This is a genomic window from Nonomuraea sp. NPDC049646, assembly GCF_044465525.1.
In the GTDB taxonomy this organism is placed as follows: domain Bacteria; phylum Actinomycetota; class Actinomycetes; order Streptosporangiales; family Streptosporangiaceae; genus Nonomuraea.
This window is the reverse complement of sequence record NZ_JBITLU010000004.1, coordinates 132,505-153,411: the sequence shown is the minus strand read 5'-3', so window position 1 is coordinate 153,411 and position 20,907 is coordinate 132,505. Positions and strand designations below refer to the sequence as shown.

The window sequence follows — 20,907 nt, the reverse complement described above, 5'->3', positions numbered from 1 at the left end:
CATGAAGGACTTCATCGCCGGTCTCCCCAAGTGCGAGCTGCACCTGCACATCGAGGGCACGCTGGAGCCGGAGCTCAAGTTCGACCTGGCCCGGCGCAACGGCATCGCGCTGCCCTACACGTCGGTCGAGGAGATGCGGGCCGCCTACTCCTTCGACGACCTCCCCTCCTTCCTCACGGTCTACTACGAGGGCATGCAGGTGCTGCGCACCGAGCCCGACTTCTACGACCTGGCCATGGCCTACCTGCGCAAGGCCGCCGAGCAGAACGTGCGCTACGCCGAGATCTTCTTCGACCCGCAGGCGCACACCTCGCGCGGGGTGCCGTTCGACGTGGTGATCCGCGGGCTGCGGCGGGCGCTGATCGACGCCGACCGGCAGCTCGGCGTGCGGGCCCAGCTCATCATGTGCTTCCTGCGCGACTTCCAGGCCGAGTACGCGATGGCGACGCTGCTGGAGTCGCTGCCGTACAAGGAGTGGATCGTCGGCATCGGCCTGGACTCCGACGAGAAGGGCAACCCGCCGGCCAAGTTCGCCGCCGTGTACGAGCGGGCCCGCCAGGAGGGCTACCTGCTGACCATGCACTGCGACGTCGACCAGGACAACTCGATCGAGCACATCCGGCAGGCGATCGAGGACATCGGCGTCGACCGGATCGACCACGGCGTCAACATCCTGGAGGACCAGCGGCTGGTGGACCTGGTGCTGGCCCGCGGCATCGGCCTGACCTGCTGCCCGATCTCCAACGGGTACGTCACCGACTCCATGAAGGCCGAGGGCATCCGCAAGCTCATGGAGCTCGGCGTGCGGGTGACGATCAACTCCGACGACCCGGCGTACTTCAACGGGTACGTGGGCGAGAACCTGGTGGCGCTGCAGGAGGAGCTGCAGCTCACCCGGGAGGAGCTGGCCCGGCTGGAGCGCAACGCGTTCGAGATCACCTGGCTGCCGCGCCACCTGAAGGACGCCTACCTGGCCGAGGTCGACGCCTACCTCGCCTGAGGGGTCCCGGGAAAACCTCCGGCGGGGCCCGCTTAGAACCCCGCTGGAGGGGCAGGCTGTCTGGTCGCAGGCGTGAGCCGCAGCCGAGCGCGAGGGATTTGTTGAACAGGACCGCTGTTCCGGCCGGAATCGACGAGTTCGAACGGGCACTGGCGCGGAGCGTCGTCATCGCCGCCCGTGCGATGCCCGACTCTCCGCTGGTCAGCGTGACGTTGTGCACCGAACGCAGCATCCGTTCGGCGGCGTGCGCGCACGCCCGCGCCGGGATGCTCGACGGCATGCAGTCGGCGGCCGGGCGGGGGCCGAGCTTCGACGCGATCGAGGCGGGGCGCGCGGTCACGGCGGCCGGTCTGGCGGCCGGCGACGCCCGCTGGGGCTCCTTCTGCCCGCAGCCGCACGGCATCCTCAGCCTGCATGCCGAGCCGCTGACCTCCCAGGGACGGCTGCTGGGCACGCTCAACCTCTACTCGGCGGGTGCGGGCGGCTTCGCCGCGCCGACGCACGTCGCCGCGCAGGTGAGCGCCGCGACGATCGGCGTGCTGTTCGACGTGGCGATCGGCGCGGCCCGTACGCGGGAGGTGTCGGCGCAGCTGAAGGAGGCGCTCGGCACCCGTCCGGTCATCGACCAGGCGATCGGGATCGTCATGGCGCAGCGTCACTGCACCGCGGACCGGGCGTTCGAGCTGCTGCGCAACGTCTCCCAGGACCGCAATCTCAAGGTGCACCACGTCGCGGCGACGATCGTCCGGTCGGTGAGCGGCGGCCCGCCGCAGCGTCCGCGGTTCGAGGATCCGCCGTCCGACGACCAGGGGTACCCGGCATAATCGCCCCATGCCCTCCTTTCTCGCCCACGACGGGACCGAGCTGGCCTACCACGCGTACGGGACGGGCGAGCCGCTGGTGTGCGTGCCCGGCGGCCCGGGACGCGCCTCCGTCTACCTGGGCGACCTCGGCGGCCTGCCCCGGCGGCTGATCCGGCTGGACGGCCGGGGCACCGGCGACTCCGCCATCCCGGCCGACCCCGGGACGTACCGGTGGGACCGGCTGGCCGAGGACGTCGAGGCGCTGCGTGAGCACCTGGGGCTGGACCGCATGGACCTGCTGGCGCACTCGGCGGGCGCGAACGTGGCCGTCCGGTACGCCGGGCTGCATCCGGCCCGCCTGAGGTCGCTGTGCCTGGTCGCGCCCTCGCCGGTCGCCGTCGGCCTCGTCCCGACGGAGGAGGACTGGCAGGCCGGTCTGGAGCTGCGCGCGCACGAGCCGTGGTACGCCGCCGCCCTGGCGGAGTTCCTGGCGGACGAGGGCCTGGAGCGCCACCGGTTCTTCTACGGCCCCTGGACCGAGCGCGCCGCGGCCCATTCCGCCCGTGCCGAGGAGGAGTGCGGCGAGGCCGCGGCGGACGGCTTCTACGCGCCGTCCCCCGTGACGCCCGAGGAGGTCAGGGCCGGGCTGGCCGCGCTCGACGCGTCCGCGCTGCTGCTGACCGGCGACCTGGACGTCCACCCCTGCCGCCTCTACGCGCGGCCCTTCGCCGCCCTGTTCCGCGACGCCACGCTGGTGACGCTGCCCGGCGCCGGGCACTTCCCGTGGGTGGACGACCCGGGCGCGTTCGTCGCCGCGGTCTCCGGCTTCCTGGACGAGCTCGCCGGACGACGCGGCCTGACGCGCAGGGCATGATGGGGGTGGACGCCGGGACAGGAAGGACTCACCACGTGCGGCAGGAACTCGCGGTCACCAACGGGCAGGCCGCCGGGGTGCGCGGCGCGCTGGCGGGCAACCTGCGGCGCACGCGGCTGGCCCGGGGGTTCAGCGTCCGCGAGCTGGCCGAGCTGACCGGGGTGAGCAAGGCGCTGATCTCGCAGATCGAGCGCGGCGTGGCCAATCCGACGATCGAGGTGCTGACCCGGCTGGCTGGGGCGCTGGAGCTCACCTTCGCCGAGCTGACCCGTACCCGGCTCGCCGAGCCCGAGGTGCTGCGCAGGAGCGAGGGCCGGCCGGTGGCGGTGGGCGACACGACCGTGCGCGGCCTGTTCGCCGCAGCCGACCGGCGCCGGTTCGAGCTGGCCGAGGGCGAGCTGCCGCCGCTGACGCGCAGCGCCAGGAGCGCCCACGGCGAGGGGTCCGTGGAGCACGCCTACGTGGTGTCCGGCGAGGTGACGGTCGAGAGCGACACGTGGTCGGTGCGGCTGGGCGAGGGCGACGCGGTGCGGTTCGGGGCCGAGGTCGACCACGTCTACTCCACCGGCGAGCGCGGCTGCCGGATGCTCACGCTGATCTCCTACGACTAGCCGGGCCAGCGGCTGCTTCCGTCGGGCACGCTGGCCAGCAGTTCGCGGGTGTAGGGGTGGGCGGGGGCGTCCAGCACGCGGTCCACGTCGCCGGTCTCGACGCATTCGCCGGCCCGCAGCACGTACAGGCGGTCGGCGAGCTGGCGGACGACGGCCAGGTCATGGGTGATGAACAGCAGGCCCATGCCCAGGCGTTCCTTGAGCCCGGCGAGCAGGGTGAGCACCTGCGCCTGCACGGAGACGTCGAGGGCGGAGACGGGCTCGTCGCAGACCAGCAGGCGGGGCTCGCCGGCCACGGCCCGCGCGATGGCCACGCGCTGCCGCTCGCCGCCCGACAGGCCGGCCGGGCGCTTGCGGGCGAGTGCGGGGTCGAGGCCGACCAGGCGCAGCAGCGCGGCGACGTCCGTGGGGCGTCCGTCGGCGGCGAGCGCCTCCTTGAGCGTCGCGCCGACGGTACGCGCCGGGTTGAGCGTCGAGTACGGGTCCTGGAAGATCATCTGCGCCATCCGGCGGGCCTGGCGCACCGCCTGGCGGGACATGCGGGCGGGGTCGGAGCAGTCGAGCCCGTCGAGGGTGACGACGCCCGCGTCGGGGCGTTCCAGGCCGGTGACGCAGCGGGCCAGCGTGGTCTTGCCCGACCCCGACTCGCCGACGACGGCCACGACCTCGCCCGGCGCCACGGTCAGGTCCACCCCGGCCAGGGCCGGCCGCGACCCGCCCGCGTACGTCTTCCGCAGGCCCGTCACCGCCAGCAGCGGCGCGGCGGAGGTCCGCGGCGGCGACGGCACGCCCGGCGGGGGCGGCGGCGCCGCGGGCAGCGCGGCGGCCCGTAGGCAGGCCGACAGGCGGACCTGCGCGCCCGGCACCGGCACCAGGGCGGGGACGCCCGCCCGGCACTCCTCCCCCGCGTGCGCGCACCGGTCGGCGAACCCGCAGCGCCCGGCCACCGCGTCGTGGGCCGGCACCGAGCCCGGCACGGACGGGATGACCGGCAGCCGCCGGTCGGCGGGCGGCTCGGCGGCCAGCAGCGCCCGCGTGTACGGATGCCGCTGTTCCTTGCGCAGCTCGGCGGCGCGCCCGACCTCCATGACCCGGCCCGCGTACATGACCACGACCCGGTCGCACATCGAGAACGCCAGCCGCAGGTCGTGGGTGATGAGCAGGAACGTCATGTCGCGTTCGCGCTGGATGCGGCGGATGAGGGCGAGGACCTCGCGCTGCGTGGTGGCGTCGAGGGCGGTGGTCGGCTCGTCGGCCAGCAGGATCCGCGGCGCGGCGGCCAGCGCGCAGGCCAGGCCCACCCGCTGGCGCATGCCGCCGGAGAGCTGGAACGGGTAGCGGCCCGCCACCTCGCCCGGCAGGCCCACCTCGGCCAGCAGCCGCGGCACCTCGGTCTCGGCGTCGGCGCCGTCCGGCAGGCCGTCGGCGATCTGCCTGCCGGCCCTGCGCAGGGGGTTGAGCAGCGTGAACGGGTCCTGCATGAGCAGCGAGACCGTGCCGCCGCGCTGGCGCCGCCTGGCCCTGGGGTCGTCGTCGACCCGCCGTCCGTCGATCTCGACCAGGCCGGTGGACTCCAGCCCGGCGGGCAGCAGCCCGAGCAGCGCGCGGACGGTCAGCGACTTGCCCGAGCCGGACTCGCCCACGATCGCCACCGACTCGCCGGCGGCGACCTCGAAGGACACCTGCGACAGCAGCGTACGGCCGGTGTCCGGCTGCCGTACGGTCAGGTCGGCCACCCGCAGCATGGTCACCGGGCCCTCCGCTCGAAACGTTCGTGCAGCCAGTCGCCCACCAGGTTGAGCGCGGCGGCGGTGACGATCACGGCCAGGCCGGGCGCGATGACCGCCCACGGGTTGGCCAGCAGCTGGGTGCGGTTGTCGGCCAGCGTGCGGCCCCAGTCGGGCGATCCGGCCGGCACGCCCAGGCCGAGGAACGACAACGACGACAGCGAGACCAGGGCGAAGGCGAAGTTCAGGAAGGCAGAGGCCAGGCTGACCGGGACGATGTTCGGCCAGATGTGCCGGGTCATGATCCGCCAGGACGACAGGTTCTTGAGCAGGGCCGCCTCGACGTAGGGCCGGTGCCGCTGCTCCAGGACGGCGCCGCGCACCACGCGCGTGTCGGTGGGCGCGAACAGCACCACCAGCACGGCGACGGCCAGGCCGTAACCGCCGCCGAGCACGCCCGCCACGACGATCGCGACCAGCAGCGCGGGCAGCGAGAACATCAGGTCGGCCCAGCGCATGACCAGGGTGTCGGTCCAGCCGCCGAAGTACCCGGCGGCCAGGCCGAGCAGGTTGCCGATCAGCATGGACCCGGCGGCCACGGCGAACGCCCCCGGCACGGCGGTGCGGGCCCCCGCGACGAGCAGGCTCAGCACGTCGCGGCCCAGGTCGTCGGTGCCCAGCGGGTGGCCGGGGCCGGGCATGGAGATGCCGGTCATCAGGTCCTGCGCGGTGGCGCCGGGGACCAGCCAGGGCGCGAACGCGGCGGCGGCCACGACGACCACGAGCACGGCCAGCGCCAGCGGCACGGCGATCGGGAACCGGCGGATCACGGCACGCCCGCGCGTACGGGCCGCCGCGGTCACGACGCGCCCCCGCCGAGCCGCACGCGCGGGTCGGCCACCGAGTAGGCGACGTCCACCAGCAGGTTGACGGCGGCGATCAGCAGGGTGAGCAGCAGCGCGAGCGCCTGCACCACCGGCACGTCCTTGAAGGTGACCGAGTCGACCAGCAGCGACCCGAGCCCCGGCAGCGCGAACGTGACCTCCACCAGCACGGTCCCGGCCAGCATGCCGGTGACGACGAGCCCGGCCGCGGTCAGGACGGGCACCAGCGAGTTGCGCATGGCGTAGCCGAGCACGACGGGCGCGCTCAGGCCGCGGGCGCGGGCGAAGACCACGTAGTCCTGGTCGAGCTCGCGGACGAGCGCGGCCCTGCTGAAGCGCAGCAGCATCCCGGCCGCCCCGGCCGCCAGCGCGACGGCGGGCAGCGTCAGGTGCCACAACTCGCTCGCGAGCCCCTCCCCCGTGCCGTAGACGGGGAACCAGCCGAGCCCGAGCGCGAACACCACGAGCAGCAGCAGGCCGACCGCGAACGGCGGCGCGCTCAGCCCCACCACCCCGGCGGTCACCACCAGCTGGTCGCTCGCCCGGCCCTTGCGCAGCGCGCCCAGCACGCCGAGCGGCAGGCCCGCCAGCGCGGCCAGGAGCGTGCCGTAGCCGGTCAGGACGAGCGTGCGCGGCAGGCGTTCGCCGAGCATCGCGGCGACCGGCTGGCCGGTCCTGATGGAGGTGCCGAGGTCGCCGCCGAGCACGCCGCCGAGCCAGCGCAGGTACTGGACGGCGACGGGGTCGTCGAGGTGGTAGCGGCCCCGCAGGGCGGCGATCGTGTCGGCGGTGGCCGGGCGGGTGCCGAGCAGGGTCTGCTGGATGTCGCCCGGGGCCAGGTAGAGCAGGCCGAACACGCCGGCCGACAGCAGCAGCACGACGGCCGCGGTGCCCGCGGACCTGCGCAGCAGGAACCCGGCCCAGCCCATCACAACACCCCGCCCCCGGTCAGCCAGCCGATCACGCGCTCCGCCGCGTCCCTGCGGTGGGCGGGCTCGACCAGCTCGTGACCCTCCCGAGGGTAGAGGACGAGCTGAGTGCTCAGGCCCGCCGCCGACCAGGCACGATAGAGCTGTTCCGCCTGGCCGGGAGGGGTGGTGCGGTCGCGTTCGCCGTGCAGGATCAGGGTCGGGGTGCCGGCCCTGGCGGCCTGGGCGGCGTGGTGCACGGGTGAGCGGGCGGCCAGGCGTTCGCGTCCCTCGCCGGTGGCCGGGTCGGCGCCGTCGTGGTAGAGCGGGTCGAAGCCGCCCGCGAGGTTGCTGGCGGTGGAGAAGCTCAGCCAGTCGCTCACGCCGGACATGACGACGGCGGCACGGAAGCGGTTCGTGCGGGTGACGGCCCAGGCGGTCAGGTAGCCGCCGTAGCTCAGGCCCATGACCGCGGTCCGGCCGGGGTCGGCGACACCCGCGGCGACCAGGTGGTCCACGCCGGCCAGCACGTCGTCCAGGTCCGCCGCGCCGACCTGGCCGATGACCGCGCGGGCGTAGTCCTGGCCGCGGCCGCTGCTGCCTCTGGGGTTCGGCAGCAGGACGGCGGCGCCGGCGTGCGCCAGCGGCAGGGCGAGCTGGTTGGACTCGGCGGGCGCGAACGAGCTGGACCACAACCAGGTGGGCCCGCCGTGCACCATGACGACCAGCGGCCTGGGGCCCTCTCCGGCGCCGGGGGTGGTGAGCAGCAGGCCGCTGACCGGCAGGCCGTCGCGGCCCGTCCAGGTGATCTCCTCCTGGTGTGCCGCCAGCCCGGCCAGCCCGGCGTTGAGCGCGGTGACCGGACGCCAGCCGCCCTCCCGCAGGACGGCCACGGCGACCTCGGGAGGCTGCTCGGGGCTCTCCCAGCAGGCCGCGGCCACCGTGCCGGTGCGGTCCACGGACAGCGAGGGCTGGCCGTCGCGGCCGCCCAGCGTGCCCCGGGCCGTCCAGCGGCTCAGCACGCGGCCGTCGGCGGCGCTGAGCACCCCGCCGTGCACGCCGGTGCCCGACCAGCCGGTGAACCACAGGGTGTCGTCGTCCAGCCAGCCGAGGTCGGTGACGTCGTCCAGGTCGCCCAGGTAGGCGACCTCCCCCGTGACCAGGTCGGCCCGCAGGACGCGGCCCGAGACGATCGACAGCCCCTCGACCACCACGGCGGCCCGTCCGCCCGGGGCCAGCCGGGGCCGGGCGAGCTGCCAGGACGTGCGGTGCAACGTGCGCACCTCGCCGTCTTCGACCAGGTCGAGCCGGGGGCGGTAGTACCCGGCGGGCGTCTCGTCCTCCGAGGTCACGGCCAGGGCGCGGCGGCCGCGCCAGTCGGCGTCCCACACGGTCAGGCCGGGCAGCGCGAGCTCGCGGGGACGGTCGTCGCCGATCTCGAACCAGGCCAGGCGGCGCAGCCGTCCGCCCGGCGTCAGGACGAACGGGTCGGACGGGTCGTCTACGCGCAGGCCCAGGTGGCTGCCGTCGCGCTCGCTGCCGGGGTCGGCCAGCCGGACCAGGACGGTGCCGTCCTCGCCGGGGATCAGGTCCTCGATCTCGCCGTCCACGCGGGCCCGCCAGCCGTCGACGGCCAGCTCGGACGGCGACGGCGTGCGCAGCAGCCGCCCGTCGGGCAGCCAGCGGACCGGGCCGTGGCACTCGCCCGCGGCCTCCATGGCGCCGTCGAGCCCGACGACGTGCGCGACGCCGTCGATCACGCAGGCGACGCGGTCGCCGCCGGGATGCAGCGACACCGACTCGGGATAGCGCATCCCGGCCAGCGCCTGGTGCACCTGAATGGGGTCGGTCATCAGCGTGCGGCCACCTTCGTCGCCCACGGGCCGACGAAGAAGTAGGGCCCGAAGCCCTCGGCGGCGACCGCCCTGCCGAACGCGGTGGCCGCCTCGCCCCACCACAGCGGCTGGTACGGCACGTCCGCCGCCGCCCTGACCAGCGCCTGGCCGAGCAGCTTGCCCCGGGCGGCGTCGTCGGTGCCCGCCTTGGCCTTGTCCAGCAGGCCGGTCACCTCGGCGTTGTCGTACTCGGCGATGTTGGTGCCGTTCTGGCCGGTGGCGCCGCCGTGCAGGAGCTGCTGGACGTACTCGGCGGGGTCGCCGGTGGTGGCGAAGTACCAGCCGAGGTAGACGCCGGAGCCGTGCTTGCCGAGGTCGGCGATCCACTGTTCGAGCGGCACCTCCTTGACCTCCAGCGTGATGCCGATGGTCTTGAGGTTCTCGGCCAGGGTGAGCGCCGCCCGCCCGAGCTGCGGGCCGCTGCTCGGGTAGGTGAGCGTGTCGGCGAACCCCTGCGGCGTGGCCGACTTCGCCAGCTCGGCCTTGGCCTGGGCCAGGTCGAAGCCGTACTGGGGGATGGACGCGTACAGGGCGGCGACCCCGGCCTCGTCCAGCACGCCGCCCCACTGGGCCGGGTCGGGGATGGCGGTGGCGACCTTGCCGTGGCCGCGCAGCACGCTTTTGACGATGCCGTCCCGGTCCACGGCGTGGGCGACGGCCCTGCGCACGTGCACGTCGTCCCAGGGCTTCTTGGCCGTGTTGAAGGCCAGCGTGACCAGCGAACGGTCGGCGGCGGTCAGCACCTGCGCGCCGGGCACCGCCTTCCACTGGTCGATCTGCTCGGCGGGCACGTTGAGCGCGACGTCCACGTTGTCGCCGCGCATGGCCAGCAGCCGCGTGGACTCCTCGGGGATGAAGTCGATCCTGATCTGCCGGAAGGCCGGCCTGCCGCCCCGGTAGGCGTCGTTGCGCTCCAGCGTGACGTGCGAGTCGGGGGCGAACTCGGCCACCTTGTACGGCCCCGTCCCCAGCAGCTTGCCCTCCGGCGTGCCGATGCGCTCGCCGGTGGCCTCGATGAACTTCGCGCTGGTCACCAGCAGTGTGCCGGGCGTGGGCACCCACGCGAACGCCGCGTCGGGGCTCTTGAGCGTGATCGTCACCTCGGCGTCGCCGGTGGCCTCGATCGTGTCCACGTTGGCGTAGGCGTAGGCGAAGGCGGTGGTCGAGCCCTTCTTGGCGTGCAGGTTCAGGCTGGCGACCACGTCGGCGGCGGTGAGCGGGCTGCCGTCGGAGAAGGTCACGCCGGGACGCAGCTTGTAGACGTAGGTGGTGGCGTCCTTCCTGGCCCAGGACTCGGCCAGGGACGGCTGGAGGCTGCCGTCCGGGCCGACGCCGACCAGGGACTCCTGCACGAGGAGGGCGACGACGTAGTTCATGATGCCCGCCTCCTTGGCCGCGTCCAGCGACCCGATGGAGGAGGGCAGCGCGACGCGCAGGACGTCGAGGCTCTTCTTGGCGGCCGTCCCCGCCTCCTGCTCGGCCGGCCCGCACGCCGACAGCAGGCCGGGCAGCACGGCGAGCGCCCCCGCGAAGGCGGCGGACCGTAGGACAGAACGCCGGGAGACAGGCAGATCGGTCACGGGGGGACCCTACTTTCACACGACCGGTCAACCCGCCTAGCTGCAGTGTCTACCGGTAAACTCCAGTTGGCACATGAGAGTATTCGGCGCCTGCGCCACCAGTCAAACCCACCTAACGAATCGGGAATACATGATCACCGTGTACAGCGCTCCCTGGTGCGGTCACTGCCACCGGCTGAAAGCGCAGCTCTCCCGCGCCGGCATCCCGTACACCGAGATCGACGTGGACGAGACCCCCGGCGCCGTCGACCACATCGCCGAGCTCAACGGCGGCTCCTGGCTCATCCCCACGGTCGTCTTCCCCGACGGCTCCGCCCTGGTCAACCCCGGCGTGGAGGAGGTGCGGGCGCGGCTCAGCGCATCCTGAGCGCCAGCATGAAGTCGACCCGCTCGTCCCAGGAGTTGAGCGACCTGCCGGTCAGCTCCTCGATCCGGCGCAGCCGGTAGCGCAGCGTGTTGACGTGCACGTGCAGGCGCTCGGCCGTGGCCGCCCACGAGCCCGACTCCTCCAGGTACGCCTGCAACGTCTCCAGCAGGTCCGTCTGGTTGGCCGCGTCGTACGACTCCAGCCGCCCCAGCAGCCGCGACCGGAACGCCCGCCGCAACTCCCCCGGGATGGCGGCCAGCAGCGTGCGGTGGGAGCTGACGTCGTCGCCGGTGATCACGCTGACCCGGTCGCCGCTCAGCCCGGCCAGCGTGAGCGCGTGCCTGGCCTCCTCGATCAGGCTGCTCAGCGCCGCCGGGCCGGTCGTCACGCTGCTCACCCCGAGCGTGATGCGGCCCTGGCCGAGCCCCGCCTCCAGCGTCCGCGCGCCCCTGAGCACGTGGGCCGTCAGCTCGTCGGCCGTGTTGCCCGCCAGCGGGACGAGCGCGACCGCCTCGGCGGGGCCGGTGGCGGTGACGATGCCGGGCGCCAGCGGCCGCAGCAGCTCGTCCAGGACGGGCACGGCGACCTCGTCGCCGCCGCCGTCGAGCCGCGCCGACAGGGCGACGGCCAGCAGGCCGTGCTCGGTCTCCACGTGCAGCGTGTGCAGCCGCGAGACCACGCCGGGCAGCGCCGCGTCGCCCGACTCCAGCAGCGTCAGGAGCTGGTCGAGCACCCGCCGCTCGATGCGCTGGGCCGCCTCCAGCCGCGAGCGCTCCAGCGCCACCAGCGCGGCCAGCTCGACGATCAGGTCCTCGTTCTCGCCCTGCACCTGCTCCCCCGCGTACGCCAGGAACCAGTTGGCGATGCGGTGCGGCGCCCCCTTGCTGACCGGGAACACCGACAGCGCCGTGCCGTCCTCCTGCGTCGCCATCCCCGGCAGGAAACGCGCGGTCAGGAACGTGTGCGCCAGCCGCAGCCGGGCCGCGGCCTCCAGCGGCTGGGAGCCGACGACCACCCGGCCCGTGGGCGAGAGCACCCAGCAGGGCACGTCCAGTTCGCCCGCCACCGCCGTGACCAGCTTGGTGAGGCTGCCGCCGTCGACCAGGGTGCTGGCCAGCCGCCTGCGGGCGGCGTACGCGGGCCGCGGCGGCGTGCCCAGCTCGGCGATCAGGGCCCGCAGCACGTGCTCGGTGACCTGGCTGAACGGCACGTCCACCGGCAGGGTGAGCAGCGGCAGCCCGGCCTCGGCGCAGGCGTCGATCAGGTCGGCCGGCGGCACCTTGAGCGCGGTGCCGGCCACCAGCGCCGCCACGTCCCCGAGCCTGGCGACGAAGTCGCGCGAGGAGGCCGGGCCGGTGTGCCAGGTCAGCTCGGTGAGCACCAGCTCGCCCGCCTTGACGAACATGGCCGGGTCGGGCAGGTCGGTCGTGGCGACGCCGCGGACCCGCCGGTCGAGCAGGTCGTGCCCGGTCAGCACCTTCAGGGCGAGCTGGCCGGCCTGGAGGAGGTCCCTCAGCCGCATGGCCAGCCTTCCCGGCGCCAGGCCGCGTCCCAGAACATCCACTCGTAGCGGGCCGTGGTGAGCGCGCGGTCGAGCAGCCGCAGCCGCTCCTCGCCGGCCGGCGCCAGCCCGTCGAGCAGGTCGAGCACCCCGGCCACGGTCTCCTGGTAGCCCTCGCCGCCGTAGGTGTCGATCCACCAGGCGTACAGCGGGTCGGGCGAGGAACGGCCGAGCAGGGTCTCGCCGACCCTGGCGTAGATCCAGTAGCAGGGCACGATCGCGCCCAGCGCCTCCGGGAACGTGCCCAGCGAGCACGTGCGCACCAGGTACGACGTGTACCCGACCGTCGTGGGCCCGGCGGGCGTCCTGCGCGCGTCGGCCTCGTCCAGCCCGAACGCGGCCAGCAGCTCCACCACCAGGCTGTGCTCCACCTCGACGGTCATGGCGGCGTCGCGGGCGAAACGCTGCACGCCGGACGGCTCCGGCGACCGCGCCGCGCACGCCGCCAGCGCCCTGGCGTAGTCGGGCAGGAAGTGCGCCTCCTGCACCACGTAGTGCCGGAACGCCTCCCGCGGCAGGGATCCGTCGGTCAGCCCCGACAGGAACGGGTGGGCCAGGATCTGGTCGTACACACCGCCGACGACCTGCCACAACTCATCACGAAACCGGCTCACCCGCCCAGGCTATCGGCGCATCACGACCCGCGGCGCCACCTCGATGCCCAGCTCGCGCTCGTGTTCCACCAGCGCGCGCAGCTCCGGCCCCCACTCGGCCTCGGGCAGCACCGCGAAGCCGTGCCGCTCGTACCAGGGGGCGTTCCAGGGCACGTCGCGGAACGTCGTCAGCGTGACCGCCGGCGCCCCGACCGCCCGCGCGTGGTCGGCCACCGCCTCCACCAGCCGCCCGCCGATGCCCTGCCGCATGTGGTCGGGGTGCACCGCGAGCTGGTCGAGGTGCAGGTTGCCGTCGACCCGGCCGACGATCGCGAACCCGGCCGGCGGGTCGCCCTCGACCAGCACCGAGGTCGCGTCCGTCACGTCCTCGACCATGGTCGTGCCCGGCGGGAAGACTATGCCGGCCTGCTCGAACAGCTTGTCGGCGGCCAGTTCCACGGAGATCAGCCCGGCCAGCTCGCCGGGGTCGGCCCATCGCACCATGACGACACGGTCTCATGTTTCGGGCGGACCACGCCGCTGGTATTAGTGTTGATGATCGTAGGCCCGGCTGTGCGGAGCCGGGACCCTCTCCTCACGACGTGCCCATGACCCCAGTCACATGCGGTCATGGGCACGTCGTGCAGCGGTCACAGGTCGAGCAGGGGCTCCAGGCCCACGGTGAGGCCGGGCAGCTCGCGCACCCGGCGCACGCCCAGCAGCACGCCCGGCGTGAACGCCGACCTGCTCATCGTGTCGTGCCGGATGGTGAGGATCTCGCCGTCGCCGCCGAGCAGCACCTCCTGGTGGGCGATCAGCCCGGACAGGCGCACCGCGTGCACGCGCACCCCGCCGACGTCGGCGCCGCGGGCGCCGTCGAGGGCGGTGCTGGTGGCGTCGGGCATCCCGCCGAGCCCGGCCTTGCCGCGCGCCTCGGCCACCAGCTCGGCGGTACGCCGGGCGGTGCCCGAAGGGGCGTCGGCCTTGTTCGGGTGGTGCAGCTCGATGATCTCGACGGACTCGAAGTGGCGGGCCGCCTGCTGCGCGAAGTGCATCATGAGCACGGCCGCGATGCCGAAGTTGGGGGCGATCAGGCAGTTGACGCCCGGCGAACGCTCCAGCCACCCGCGCACGGTCTCCAGCCGGCCGGCGTCGAAGCCCGTGGTGCCCACCACCGGGTGCACGCCGTGGGCGATGGCCCATTCCAGGTTGCCCATGACGACGTCGGGATGGGTGAAGTCGACCACCACCTCGGCGCCTTCGAGCCCCTCGACGGGATCGTCCTTGTCGAGCGCGGCGACCAGCTCCAGGTCGTCCGCCGCCTCGACCGCCTTGCACACCTCGACGCCCACGCGACCACGCGCGCCCAGAACACCAACCCTGATCACGCCCCCAACCCTATTACGCCCGCCACCCCCTCCCAAGCACCCCCCGGAAGCGGGAAGGGGGAGAGCGGAATCCCGCTCTCCCCCTTCGAAACGACCCCGGCCGGGGCGGACCCGGCGTCAGGCGATGGCCTCCGAGAAGTCCTTGTCCCCGTACGGCCCGATGACGGCCAGCGTGAGCGGCCGGTTCAGGACGTCACGGGCGACCTCCGCGATCTCGTCAGGGGTGACCGCCTCGATGCGCGCCAGCACCTCGTCGACCGACATCAGCTCGTCGTAGACCAGCTCGTTCTTCCCGATCCGCGACATGCGCGACCCGGTGTCCTCCAGCCCGAGCACGAGCCCGCCGCGCATCTGCCCCTTGCCGCGCATGATCTCGTCGGCGGTGATCCCTTCGGCCACCACCCGGGAGACCTCGTCCCGGCAGATCTTGAGCACGTCGTCGATCTTCGAGGGCAGGCAGCCCACGTAGATGCCGAACTGCCCGGTGTCGGCGTAGGCCGAGGTGTAGCTGTAGGCGGAGTAGGCCAGCCCGCGCTTCTCCCTGATCTCCTGGAAGAGCCGGGAGGACATGCCGCCGCCCAGCGCGGCGTTGAGCACGCCGAGCGCGAACCTGCGGTCGTCGGTGCGGGACATGCCGGTCGTGCCGAGCACCAGGTTGGCCTGCTCGGTCGGCCGATCCAGCACCCTGACCCCGGAACGGGTCTCGGCGCCCGGCCCGCTGGTGCGCGGCGGGGCGAACTCGTAGGGGCCCTCCAGCGCGCCCGCCCGCTCGTACGCGCGGGCGACCAGCTCGACGACCTCCTCGTGCCGCACGTTCCCCGCCACCGACACCACCGTCGTACGCGGCCGGTAGTACCGGTGGTAGTACTCGGCGATGCGCTCGCGGCCCAGGGCGTTGATCGACTCGACCGTGCCCAGGATGGGCCGGCCGATCGGCGAGTCGCCGTAGAGCGCGGCGGCGAACTGCTCGTGCACCACGTCGGACGGGTCGTCGTCGTGCATGGCGATCTCTTCCAGGATCACCCCGCGCTCGGACTCGACGTCCTCCTCGGTGATCAGCGAGCCGGTCACCACGTCGGCGAGCACGTCGACCGCCACGGGCAGGTCCTCGTCGAGGACCCGCGCGTAGTAGCAGGTGTACTCCTTGGCGGTGAAGGCGTTGATCTCGCCGCCGATGCCCTCGATGGAGGCCGAGATCTCCATCGCGTCCCGCGTGGGCGTGCCCTTGAACAGCAGGTGTTCCAGGAAGTGGGTGGCCCCCATGTGCTCGGGGGCCTCGTCACGCGAGCCGATGCCGACCCACATGCCGACCGCGACGCTACGCACGGTCGGCATGGTCTCGGTCACCACACGGAGCCCGCCCGGCAGGACGGTGCGCCTGACGACCCCGGCTCCGTCCTTGCCGGGGTGCAGCGTGGTGGTCATCACGAGGCCTCCTGCTTCGGGGGTGCCGAGAACTGTGGTTGCCCGGTCACGAGTTGCGGTCGTCGCCCTCGTTGGGGCGGCTGGTGCGCACGCGGGTCCGGGTGCGGCGCGGCCGCTCCGGCTTGTCCTCGGCGGCGGCGGCGGAGTCGGCCTCGGGCGCGGGAGCCTCGCCGTCCTCGGCGCCGGCCGAGGCCTTGGCCTCCTTCTCGGCGGCCTCCTTCTCGATGACCTCGACGGGCACGAGGGAGAGCTTGCCCCGGCCGTCGATCTCGGCGATCTCGACCTGGATCTTCTCGCCGACGCCCATGACGTCCTCGACGTTCTCGATGCGCTTGCCGCCGTGCAGCTTGCGGATCTGGGAGACGTGCAGCAGGCCGTCCTTGCCGGGCATGAGCGAGATGAACGCGCCGAAGGCCGCGATCTTGACGACCGTGCCCAGGTAACGCTCGCCGACCTCGGGCATGTGCGGGTTCGCGATGCCGTTGATCGCCGAACGGGCCGCCTCGGCGGAGGGCCCGTCGGTGGCGCCGATGTAGATCGTGCCGTCGTCCTCGATGGTGATCTCGGCGCCCGTGTCGTCCTGGATCTGGTTGATCATCTTGCCCTTCGGGCCGATGACCTCGCCGATCTTGTCGACCGGAACCTTGATCGTGATGATGCGCGGCGCGGTCGGGTTCATCTCCGCCGGGGAGTCGATCGCCTCCTGCATCACGTCGAGGATCGCCAGGCGGGCGCCCTTGGCCTGCTTCAGCGCGGCGGCCAGCACGGAGGCGGGGATGCCGTCGAGCTTGGTGTCGAGCTGCAGGGCGGTGATGACGTCCTTGGTGCCGGCGACCTTGAAGTCCATGTCGCCCATGGCGTCCTCGGCGCCGAGGATGTCGGTCAGCGTGACGTAGCTGCCGCCCTCGCTGATCAGGCCCATCGCGATGCCGGCGACCATCTCCCTGAGCGGCACGCCGGCGTCCAGCAGCGCCATCGTGGACGCGCAGACCGAGCCCATCGAGGTGGAGCCGTTGGAGCCGAGGGCCTCGGAGACCTGGCGGATGGCGTACGGGAACTCCTCGCGCGAGGGCAGCACCGGGATGAGCGCCCGCTCGGCCAGCGCGCCGTGACCGATCTCGCGGCGCTTGGGCGAGCCCACGCGGCCCGTCTCACCGGTGGAGTACGGCGGGAAGTTGTAGTTGTGCATGTAGCGCTTGGTCCGCTCGGGGTTGAGCGTGTCGATGTTCTGCTCCATGCGCAGCATGTTCAGCGTGGTGATGCCCAGGATCTGGGTCTCGCCGCGCTCGAACAGGGCCGAGCCGTGCACCCGGGGCACCACGTGGACCTCGGCCGACAGGGCGCGGATGTCCTTGGTGCCGCGGCCGTCGATGCGGACGCCCTCCTTGACGACCCGCTCGCGCATGAGCTTCTTCATCACCGAGCGGAAGGCGGCGGAGATCTCCTTCTCGCGCCCCTCGAACTCGGGCAGCAGCCGCTCGGCGGCCAGCGCCTTGACCTTGTCGAGCTCGGTCTCGCGCTCCTGCTTGCCGGCGATGGTCAGCGCGGCGGCCAGCTCGGTCTTGATCGCGGCCTCGACCGCGTTGTAGACGTCGTCCTGGTAGTCGAGGAAGACCGGGTACTCGGCGGTCTCCTTGGCGGCGACCTGCGCGATGCGGGACTGCGCCTCGCACAGCACCTTGATGAACGGCTTGGCGGCCTCAAGGCCCTGCGCGACGGTCTCCTCGGTCGGCGCGACCGCGCCGTCGGCGACCAGCTTGAGCGTGTCCTTGGTGGACTCGGCCTCGACCATCATGATCGCGACGTCGCCGTCGTCGAGCAGGCGGCCCGCCACGACCATGTCGAACGTGGCCCGCTCCAGCTCGGGGTGCGTCGGGAAGGCCACCCACTGGCCCTCGATCAGCGCGACCCGCACGCCGCCGATCGGGCCGGAGAACGGCAGCCCGGCGAGCTGCGTGGACAGCGAGGCGGCGTTGATGGCGACCACGTCGTACAGGTGCTCGGGGTTGAGCGCCATGACCGTGGCGACGACCTGGATCTCGTTGCGCAGGCCCTTGACGAACGACGGGCGCAGCGGCCGGTCGATCAGGCGGCAGGTCAGGATCGCGTCCTCGGACGGACGGCCCTCACGGCGGAAGAACGAGCCGGGGATGCGGCCCGCCGCGTACATGCGCTCCTCGACGTCGACCGTGAGCGGGAAGAAGTCGAAGTTCTCCTTGGGAGCCTTGGACGCGGTGGTGGCTGAGAGCACCATCGTGTCGTTGTCGAGATAGGCGACGGCGGAACCCGCCGCCTGGCGCGCGAGCCGGCCGGTCTCGAACCGGACCGTGCGCGTGCCGAAAGAGCCGTTGTCAATGACGGCTTCAGCGGTGTGGACACCCTCCACGGGGGACCTCCTTGTGGTCGGTCACCCGCGCCCTCTTTTCTCACCGGCACCCTCGTGCCTATGAAGGGACCCGCTCGTCAGGGCGCCGCCCATCCGTCGTGCCCGGTGGCACGGTGGCGGCGATCCGTCAGCGTGTCCCCCATAGAAGGTGCAGCGCCGGTCTTCGATCGAAGCGCCCGGTCATTCTTACCGGAAGCCACTACCGAGGACCGGCCCGCAGGCGTCGCGGGTCGCATGGTGCTGAATCGGACGCGGGGGCTGTGTGTCTCGGATATTCAGTTGTACGCCGACGGCGCGGCGGTTCGCCGCCACGACGCGCCGGTCGTGTGTGCTCCTACCCACATGGGCGGAGCCATATGAGAAGGGAGCGGCGTCCGACGCCGCTCCCTTTCATGTTATCGGCGCAGACCGAGTCGCTCGATGAGCGAACGGTAACGCTGGATGTCGACCTTCTGCAGGTACTTCAGCAGACGACGCCGGCGACCGACGAGCAGAAGCAGGCCACGACGGCTGTGGTGGTCGTGCTTGTGCGTCTTCAGGTGCTCGGTGAGCTCGCTGATGCGCTTGCTGAGCAGCGCGATCTGCACCTCGGGCGAACCGGTGTCGCCTTCGGCCGTCGCGTACTCACTGATGATGGTCTTCTTGGCAGCGGTGTCGAGGGACACGGCTCTCCTTCGATCTACGGACACGCGCGAATGAGATGACAGTGCGAACGACCGTGCGTGCCTACAGTCGCCGCGTGAAGGCCGTCATGGGCAGCGCAGCAGCGCCACCGTTACAGAGCCGACATGCAAGGTTACCATCGGAGTCAAGTGTTTCGCGCCCGCGAACGTTCCGCGCCCGCCGCGACCGGTGTCACGACGTGATGCGGCGGGCGGCGTCGACGTCGGCGTGGATCTGGTCGATCAGCGCCTCGATCGACTCGAACCGGGTGTTGCCCCTCAGCCGGGCGGCGAACTCCACCGCCACGTGCACCCCGTAGAGCTCCAGGTCGTCGCGGTCGAGCGCGTACGCCTCCACGGTACGCGGCACGCCCTCGAACGTCGGGTTCGTGCCCACCGAGATCGCCGCCGGCCACCGCTCGCCCTCGTACGGCGCGGGCAGGTTGGCCACCGGGACGCACTCCAGCCATCCGGCGTAGACCCCGTCGGCCGGGATGGCCGTCTGCTGCGGGGTCTCGACGTTGGCGGTCGGGAAGCCGAGCTGCCGCCCGCGCTGGTAGCCGCGCACCACCACGCCCTCCACCCGATGGGGACGGCCCAGCTCGGCCGCGGCCCCCTCGACGTCACCGGCGACGATCAGCTCGCGCGCGGAGGTCGAGGAGACGCCGTCGAGCAGGGGCACCACCTCGACCTCGAAGTCGTACTTGTCGCCCAGCGTGCGCAGCGTCCCGGCGTCGCCGACGGCGTGGTGCCCGAACGTGAAGTCCGCCCCGACCACGACCACCGCCGCCCCGAGGCGCTCGCTCAGCACGCTCTGGGCGAAGTCGTCAGGGCTCGTCCTGGACAGGTCGAGGGTGAACTCCATCACCTCGACGTCGTCGATGCCCAGCCCGGCCAGCAGCTCGGCGCGGCGCTTGAGCGTGGTCAGCCGCGCCCGCCGGGTGCCCGGCCGCACCACCTCGTCGGGATGCGGCTCGAACGTCACCGCCACGCTGCGCGTCCCCCGCTCGCGGGCCAGCTCGACCGTCCGCTCGATCACCCTGCGATGCCCGCGATGGACCCCGTCGTACACGCCGATGGTCACCACAGACCCTCTCGAACCCCGCACGCTAGGCCCCATTCGTTCGTGGCAGATCAATCCGACACAAGCCTGCCATGCACCTCCCGCTCACCTCCAATCGAGGGGCGGAGCGCGGTATTCCCGCAAGTAGGATGAGCCATCATGCCTCGATACGCGCTCCTGATCCTGCCCGCCTTCAACCGGGTCTACGGCGAGAGCTCCCCACGCCTGACCAGGGGCGAGCTGGCCGTCTTCAGCGACCACGCCATCGAGAACACCGTGCTGGACAGCGCGGAGACCACCATCGGCGGCGTCCCGTACATCACGTTCGAGACCGCCGAGCCGCTCTCCGAGCCCGACGTCGCGCTGCTGTCCAACCTGTCCTCCGTCTACGCGGTCTTCGGCGTCGAGGGCGAGCTGCTGCGCCCGCTGGCCATGCGCCCCCTCGACCGGCTGAGCAGCGACCTGCTGACCATCCAGAAATACGCCGGCAAGACCAACGAGCACTTCACCAAGCTGCTGCTCAACGTCACCGTGCTCGCCTGCGACCGGCCCATGTCCGGCAGGTTGTCGGTGTTCGACCCGATGTGCGGCCGCGGCACCACCCTCAACCAGGCCCTCATGTACGGCTACGACGCCTACGGCCTCGACGTCGACGGCAAGGACTTCGAGGCGTACACGACGTTCATCAAGACCTGGCTGCGCAACAAGCGGCTCAAGCACACCGCCGAGACCGTGCCGGTGCGGCGGGCGCGGGCACTGGTGGGGCGGCGGCTCAACGTCACGTTCGGGCTGTCGAAGGAGGCCGTCAAGGCCGGCGACGTGCAGCAGCTCGCCGTGGTCAACGCCGACACGCTCAAGAGCCGCGAGTTCTTCAAGCCCCGCACGTTCGACGTCGTCGTGACCGACGCCCCCTACGGCGTCCAGCACGGCAGCAAGGGCGGCGGCGGCCTGTCCCGCAGCCCGCTGGAGCTGCTGAGGCAGGCCGTGCCGGTCTGGGCCGAGCTGCTGCGTCCCGGCGGCGCGATGGGCATCTCCTGGAACACCTACGGCGGCAAGAGCGCCGAGCTGGCCGCGATCCTCACCGGCGCGGGCCTGGAGGTCATGGACTACCCCGACTTCGAGCACTGGGTCGACCAGGCGATCGTCCGCGACATCCTGGTCGCCCGCAAACCCGCCTGAC

General features: G+C 72.6%; 19 protein-coding genes. 6 read left to right on the top strand and 13 right to left on the bottom strand.

The window, feature by feature from the left end; all coding sequences use genetic code 11:
- The first annotated feature begins 1 nt into the window (after position 1).
- The 4 genes from ACIBQ8_RS13220 (at position 2) to ACIBQ8_RS13205 (ending at position 3,288) form a co-directional block, all read left to right on the top strand.
- Entirely contained in the window at positions 2 to 1,000 is a 999-nt protein-coding gene (locus tag ACIBQ8_RS13220) for an adenosine deaminase (protein ID WP_387682093.1), read from the top strand.
- Between the two features lie 101 nt (positions 1,001 to 1,101).
- Complete coding sequence (locus ACIBQ8_RS13215) at positions 1,102 to 1,824, top strand: GAF and ANTAR domain-containing protein (protein WP_397179689.1); 723 nt, start codon at positions 1,102 to 1,104, stop codon at positions 1,822 to 1,824.
- Positions 1,825 to 1,831: 7 nt separating this feature from the next.
- Positions 1,832 to 2,677 carry an alpha/beta fold hydrolase gene (locus tag ACIBQ8_RS13210; RefSeq protein ID WP_397192015.1) on the top strand — a complete coding sequence of 282 codons (846 nt, stop codon included), beginning with the start codon at positions 1,832 to 1,834 and terminating at the stop codon, positions 2,675 to 2,677.
- A 35-nt stretch (positions 2,678 to 2,712) separates the two neighbouring features.
- On the top strand, positions 2,713 to 3,288 hold the full coding sequence (locus tag ACIBQ8_RS13205) for a helix-turn-helix domain-containing protein (RefSeq protein ID WP_397192014.1): 576 nt from the start codon (positions 2,713 to 2,715) through the stop codon (positions 3,286 to 3,288).
- Here the strand turns inward: ACIBQ8_RS13205 and ACIBQ8_RS13200 are convergent.
- The 5 genes from ACIBQ8_RS13200 to ACIBQ8_RS13180 are packed head-to-tail and all read right to left on the bottom strand — an operon-like array spanning position 3,285 to position 10,282.
- Positions 3,285 to 5,033, bottom strand: a complete 1,749-nt coding sequence (locus ACIBQ8_RS13200; RefSeq protein ID WP_397192240.1) for an ABC transporter ATP-binding protein — start codon at positions 5,031 to 5,033, stop codon at positions 3,285 to 3,287. The genes ACIBQ8_RS13205 and ACIBQ8_RS13200 overlap by 4 nt on opposite strands.
- A gap of 2 nt (positions 5,034 to 5,035) precedes the next feature.
- Positions 5,036 to 5,845 carry an ABC transporter permease gene (locus ACIBQ8_RS13195; protein WP_364340271.1) on the bottom strand — a complete coding sequence of 270 codons (810 nt, stop codon included), beginning with the start codon at positions 5,843 to 5,845 and terminating at the stop codon, positions 5,036 to 5,038.
- Between the two features lie 29 nt (positions 5,846 to 5,874).
- Positions 5,875 to 6,828, bottom strand: coding sequence for an ABC transporter permease (locus ACIBQ8_RS13190; protein ID WP_397192013.1), 954 nt, complete (start codon positions 6,826 to 6,828; stop codon positions 5,875 to 5,877).
- Entirely contained in the window at positions 6,828 to 8,660 is a 1,833-nt protein-coding gene (locus ACIBQ8_RS13185) for a prolyl oligopeptidase family serine peptidase (protein ID WP_397179684.1), read from the bottom strand. The genes ACIBQ8_RS13190 and ACIBQ8_RS13185 overlap by 1 nt, the downstream gene beginning before the upstream one ends.
- Complete coding sequence (locus tag ACIBQ8_RS13180) at positions 8,660 to 10,282, bottom strand: ABC transporter substrate-binding protein (protein ID WP_397179683.1); 1,623 nt, start codon at positions 10,280 to 10,282, stop codon at positions 8,660 to 8,662. Before ACIBQ8_RS13180 ends, ACIBQ8_RS13185 begins: the two co-directional genes overlap by 1 nt.
- 130 nt (positions 10,283 to 10,412) lie before the next feature.
- Here ACIBQ8_RS13180 and ACIBQ8_RS13175 point away from each other — a divergent pair, with 130 nt between their 5' ends.
- Positions 10,413 to 10,649 (top strand): glutaredoxin domain-containing protein, encoded by a 237-nt coding sequence (locus ACIBQ8_RS13175; RefSeq protein ID WP_397192012.1) that lies wholly within the window; start codon positions 10,413 to 10,415, stop codon positions 10,647 to 10,649.
- Here the strand turns inward: ACIBQ8_RS13175 and ACIBQ8_RS13170 are convergent.
- The 8 genes from ACIBQ8_RS13170 to ACIBQ8_RS13135 all read right to left on the bottom strand — a co-directional run bounded on the left by ACIBQ8_RS13170 (position 10,636) and on the right by ACIBQ8_RS13135 (position 19,784).
- On the bottom strand, positions 10,636 to 12,171 hold the full coding sequence (locus ACIBQ8_RS13170) for a PucR family transcriptional regulator (protein ID WP_397179681.1): 1,536 nt from the start codon (positions 12,169 to 12,171) through the stop codon (positions 10,636 to 10,638). The genes ACIBQ8_RS13175 and ACIBQ8_RS13170 overlap by 14 nt on opposite strands.
- Positions 12,162 to 12,824 carry a TenA family protein gene (locus ACIBQ8_RS13165; protein ID WP_387682064.1) on the bottom strand — a complete coding sequence of 221 codons (663 nt, stop codon included), beginning with the start codon at positions 12,822 to 12,824 and terminating at the stop codon, positions 12,162 to 12,164. The genes ACIBQ8_RS13170 and ACIBQ8_RS13165 overlap by 10 nt, the downstream gene beginning before the upstream one ends.
- Before the next feature lie 9 nt (positions 12,825 to 12,833).
- Positions 12,834 to 13,307, bottom strand: a complete 474-nt coding sequence (locus tag ACIBQ8_RS13160) for a GNAT family N-acetyltransferase (protein WP_397179680.1) — start codon at positions 13,305 to 13,307, stop codon at positions 12,834 to 12,836.
- A gap of 146 nt (positions 13,308 to 13,453) precedes the next feature.
- Positions 13,454 to 14,191 carry a 4-hydroxy-tetrahydrodipicolinate reductase gene (gene dapB, locus ACIBQ8_RS13155; protein ID WP_397179679.1) on the bottom strand — a complete coding sequence of 246 codons (738 nt, stop codon included), beginning with the start codon at positions 14,189 to 14,191 and terminating at the stop codon, positions 13,454 to 13,456.
- A gap of 117 nt (positions 14,192 to 14,308) precedes the next feature.
- Positions 14,309 to 15,616: a M16 family metallopeptidase gene (locus ACIBQ8_RS13150; RefSeq protein WP_397179678.1), complete on the bottom strand. Its 1,308-nt coding sequence runs from the start codon at positions 15,614 to 15,616 to the stop codon at positions 14,309 to 14,311.
- A gap of 46 nt (positions 15,617 to 15,662) precedes the next feature.
- Positions 15,663 to 18,002, bottom strand: coding sequence for a polyribonucleotide nucleotidyltransferase (locus tag ACIBQ8_RS13145; RefSeq protein ID WP_397192011.1), 2,340 nt, complete (start codon positions 18,000 to 18,002; stop codon positions 15,663 to 15,665).
- A gap of 395 nt (positions 18,003 to 18,397) precedes the next feature.
- Entirely contained in the window at positions 18,398 to 18,667 is a 270-nt protein-coding gene (rpsO, locus tag ACIBQ8_RS13140; protein ID WP_090945762.1) for a 30S ribosomal protein S15, read from the bottom strand.
- Between the two features lie 190 nt (positions 18,668 to 18,857).
- Positions 18,858 to 19,784: a bifunctional riboflavin kinase/FAD synthetase gene (locus ACIBQ8_RS13135; protein ID WP_397179676.1), complete on the bottom strand. Its 927-nt coding sequence runs from the start codon at positions 19,782 to 19,784 to the stop codon at positions 18,858 to 18,860.
- Positions 19,785 to 19,886: 102 nt separating this feature from the next.
- Here ACIBQ8_RS13135 and ACIBQ8_RS13130 point away from each other — a divergent pair, with 102 nt between their 5' ends.
- On the top strand, positions 19,887 to 20,906 hold the full coding sequence (locus ACIBQ8_RS13130) for a TRM11 family SAM-dependent methyltransferase (RefSeq protein ID WP_397179675.1): 1,020 nt from the start codon (positions 19,887 to 19,889) through the stop codon (positions 20,904 to 20,906).
- The last annotated feature ends 1 nt before the right edge of the window (position 20,907 follow it).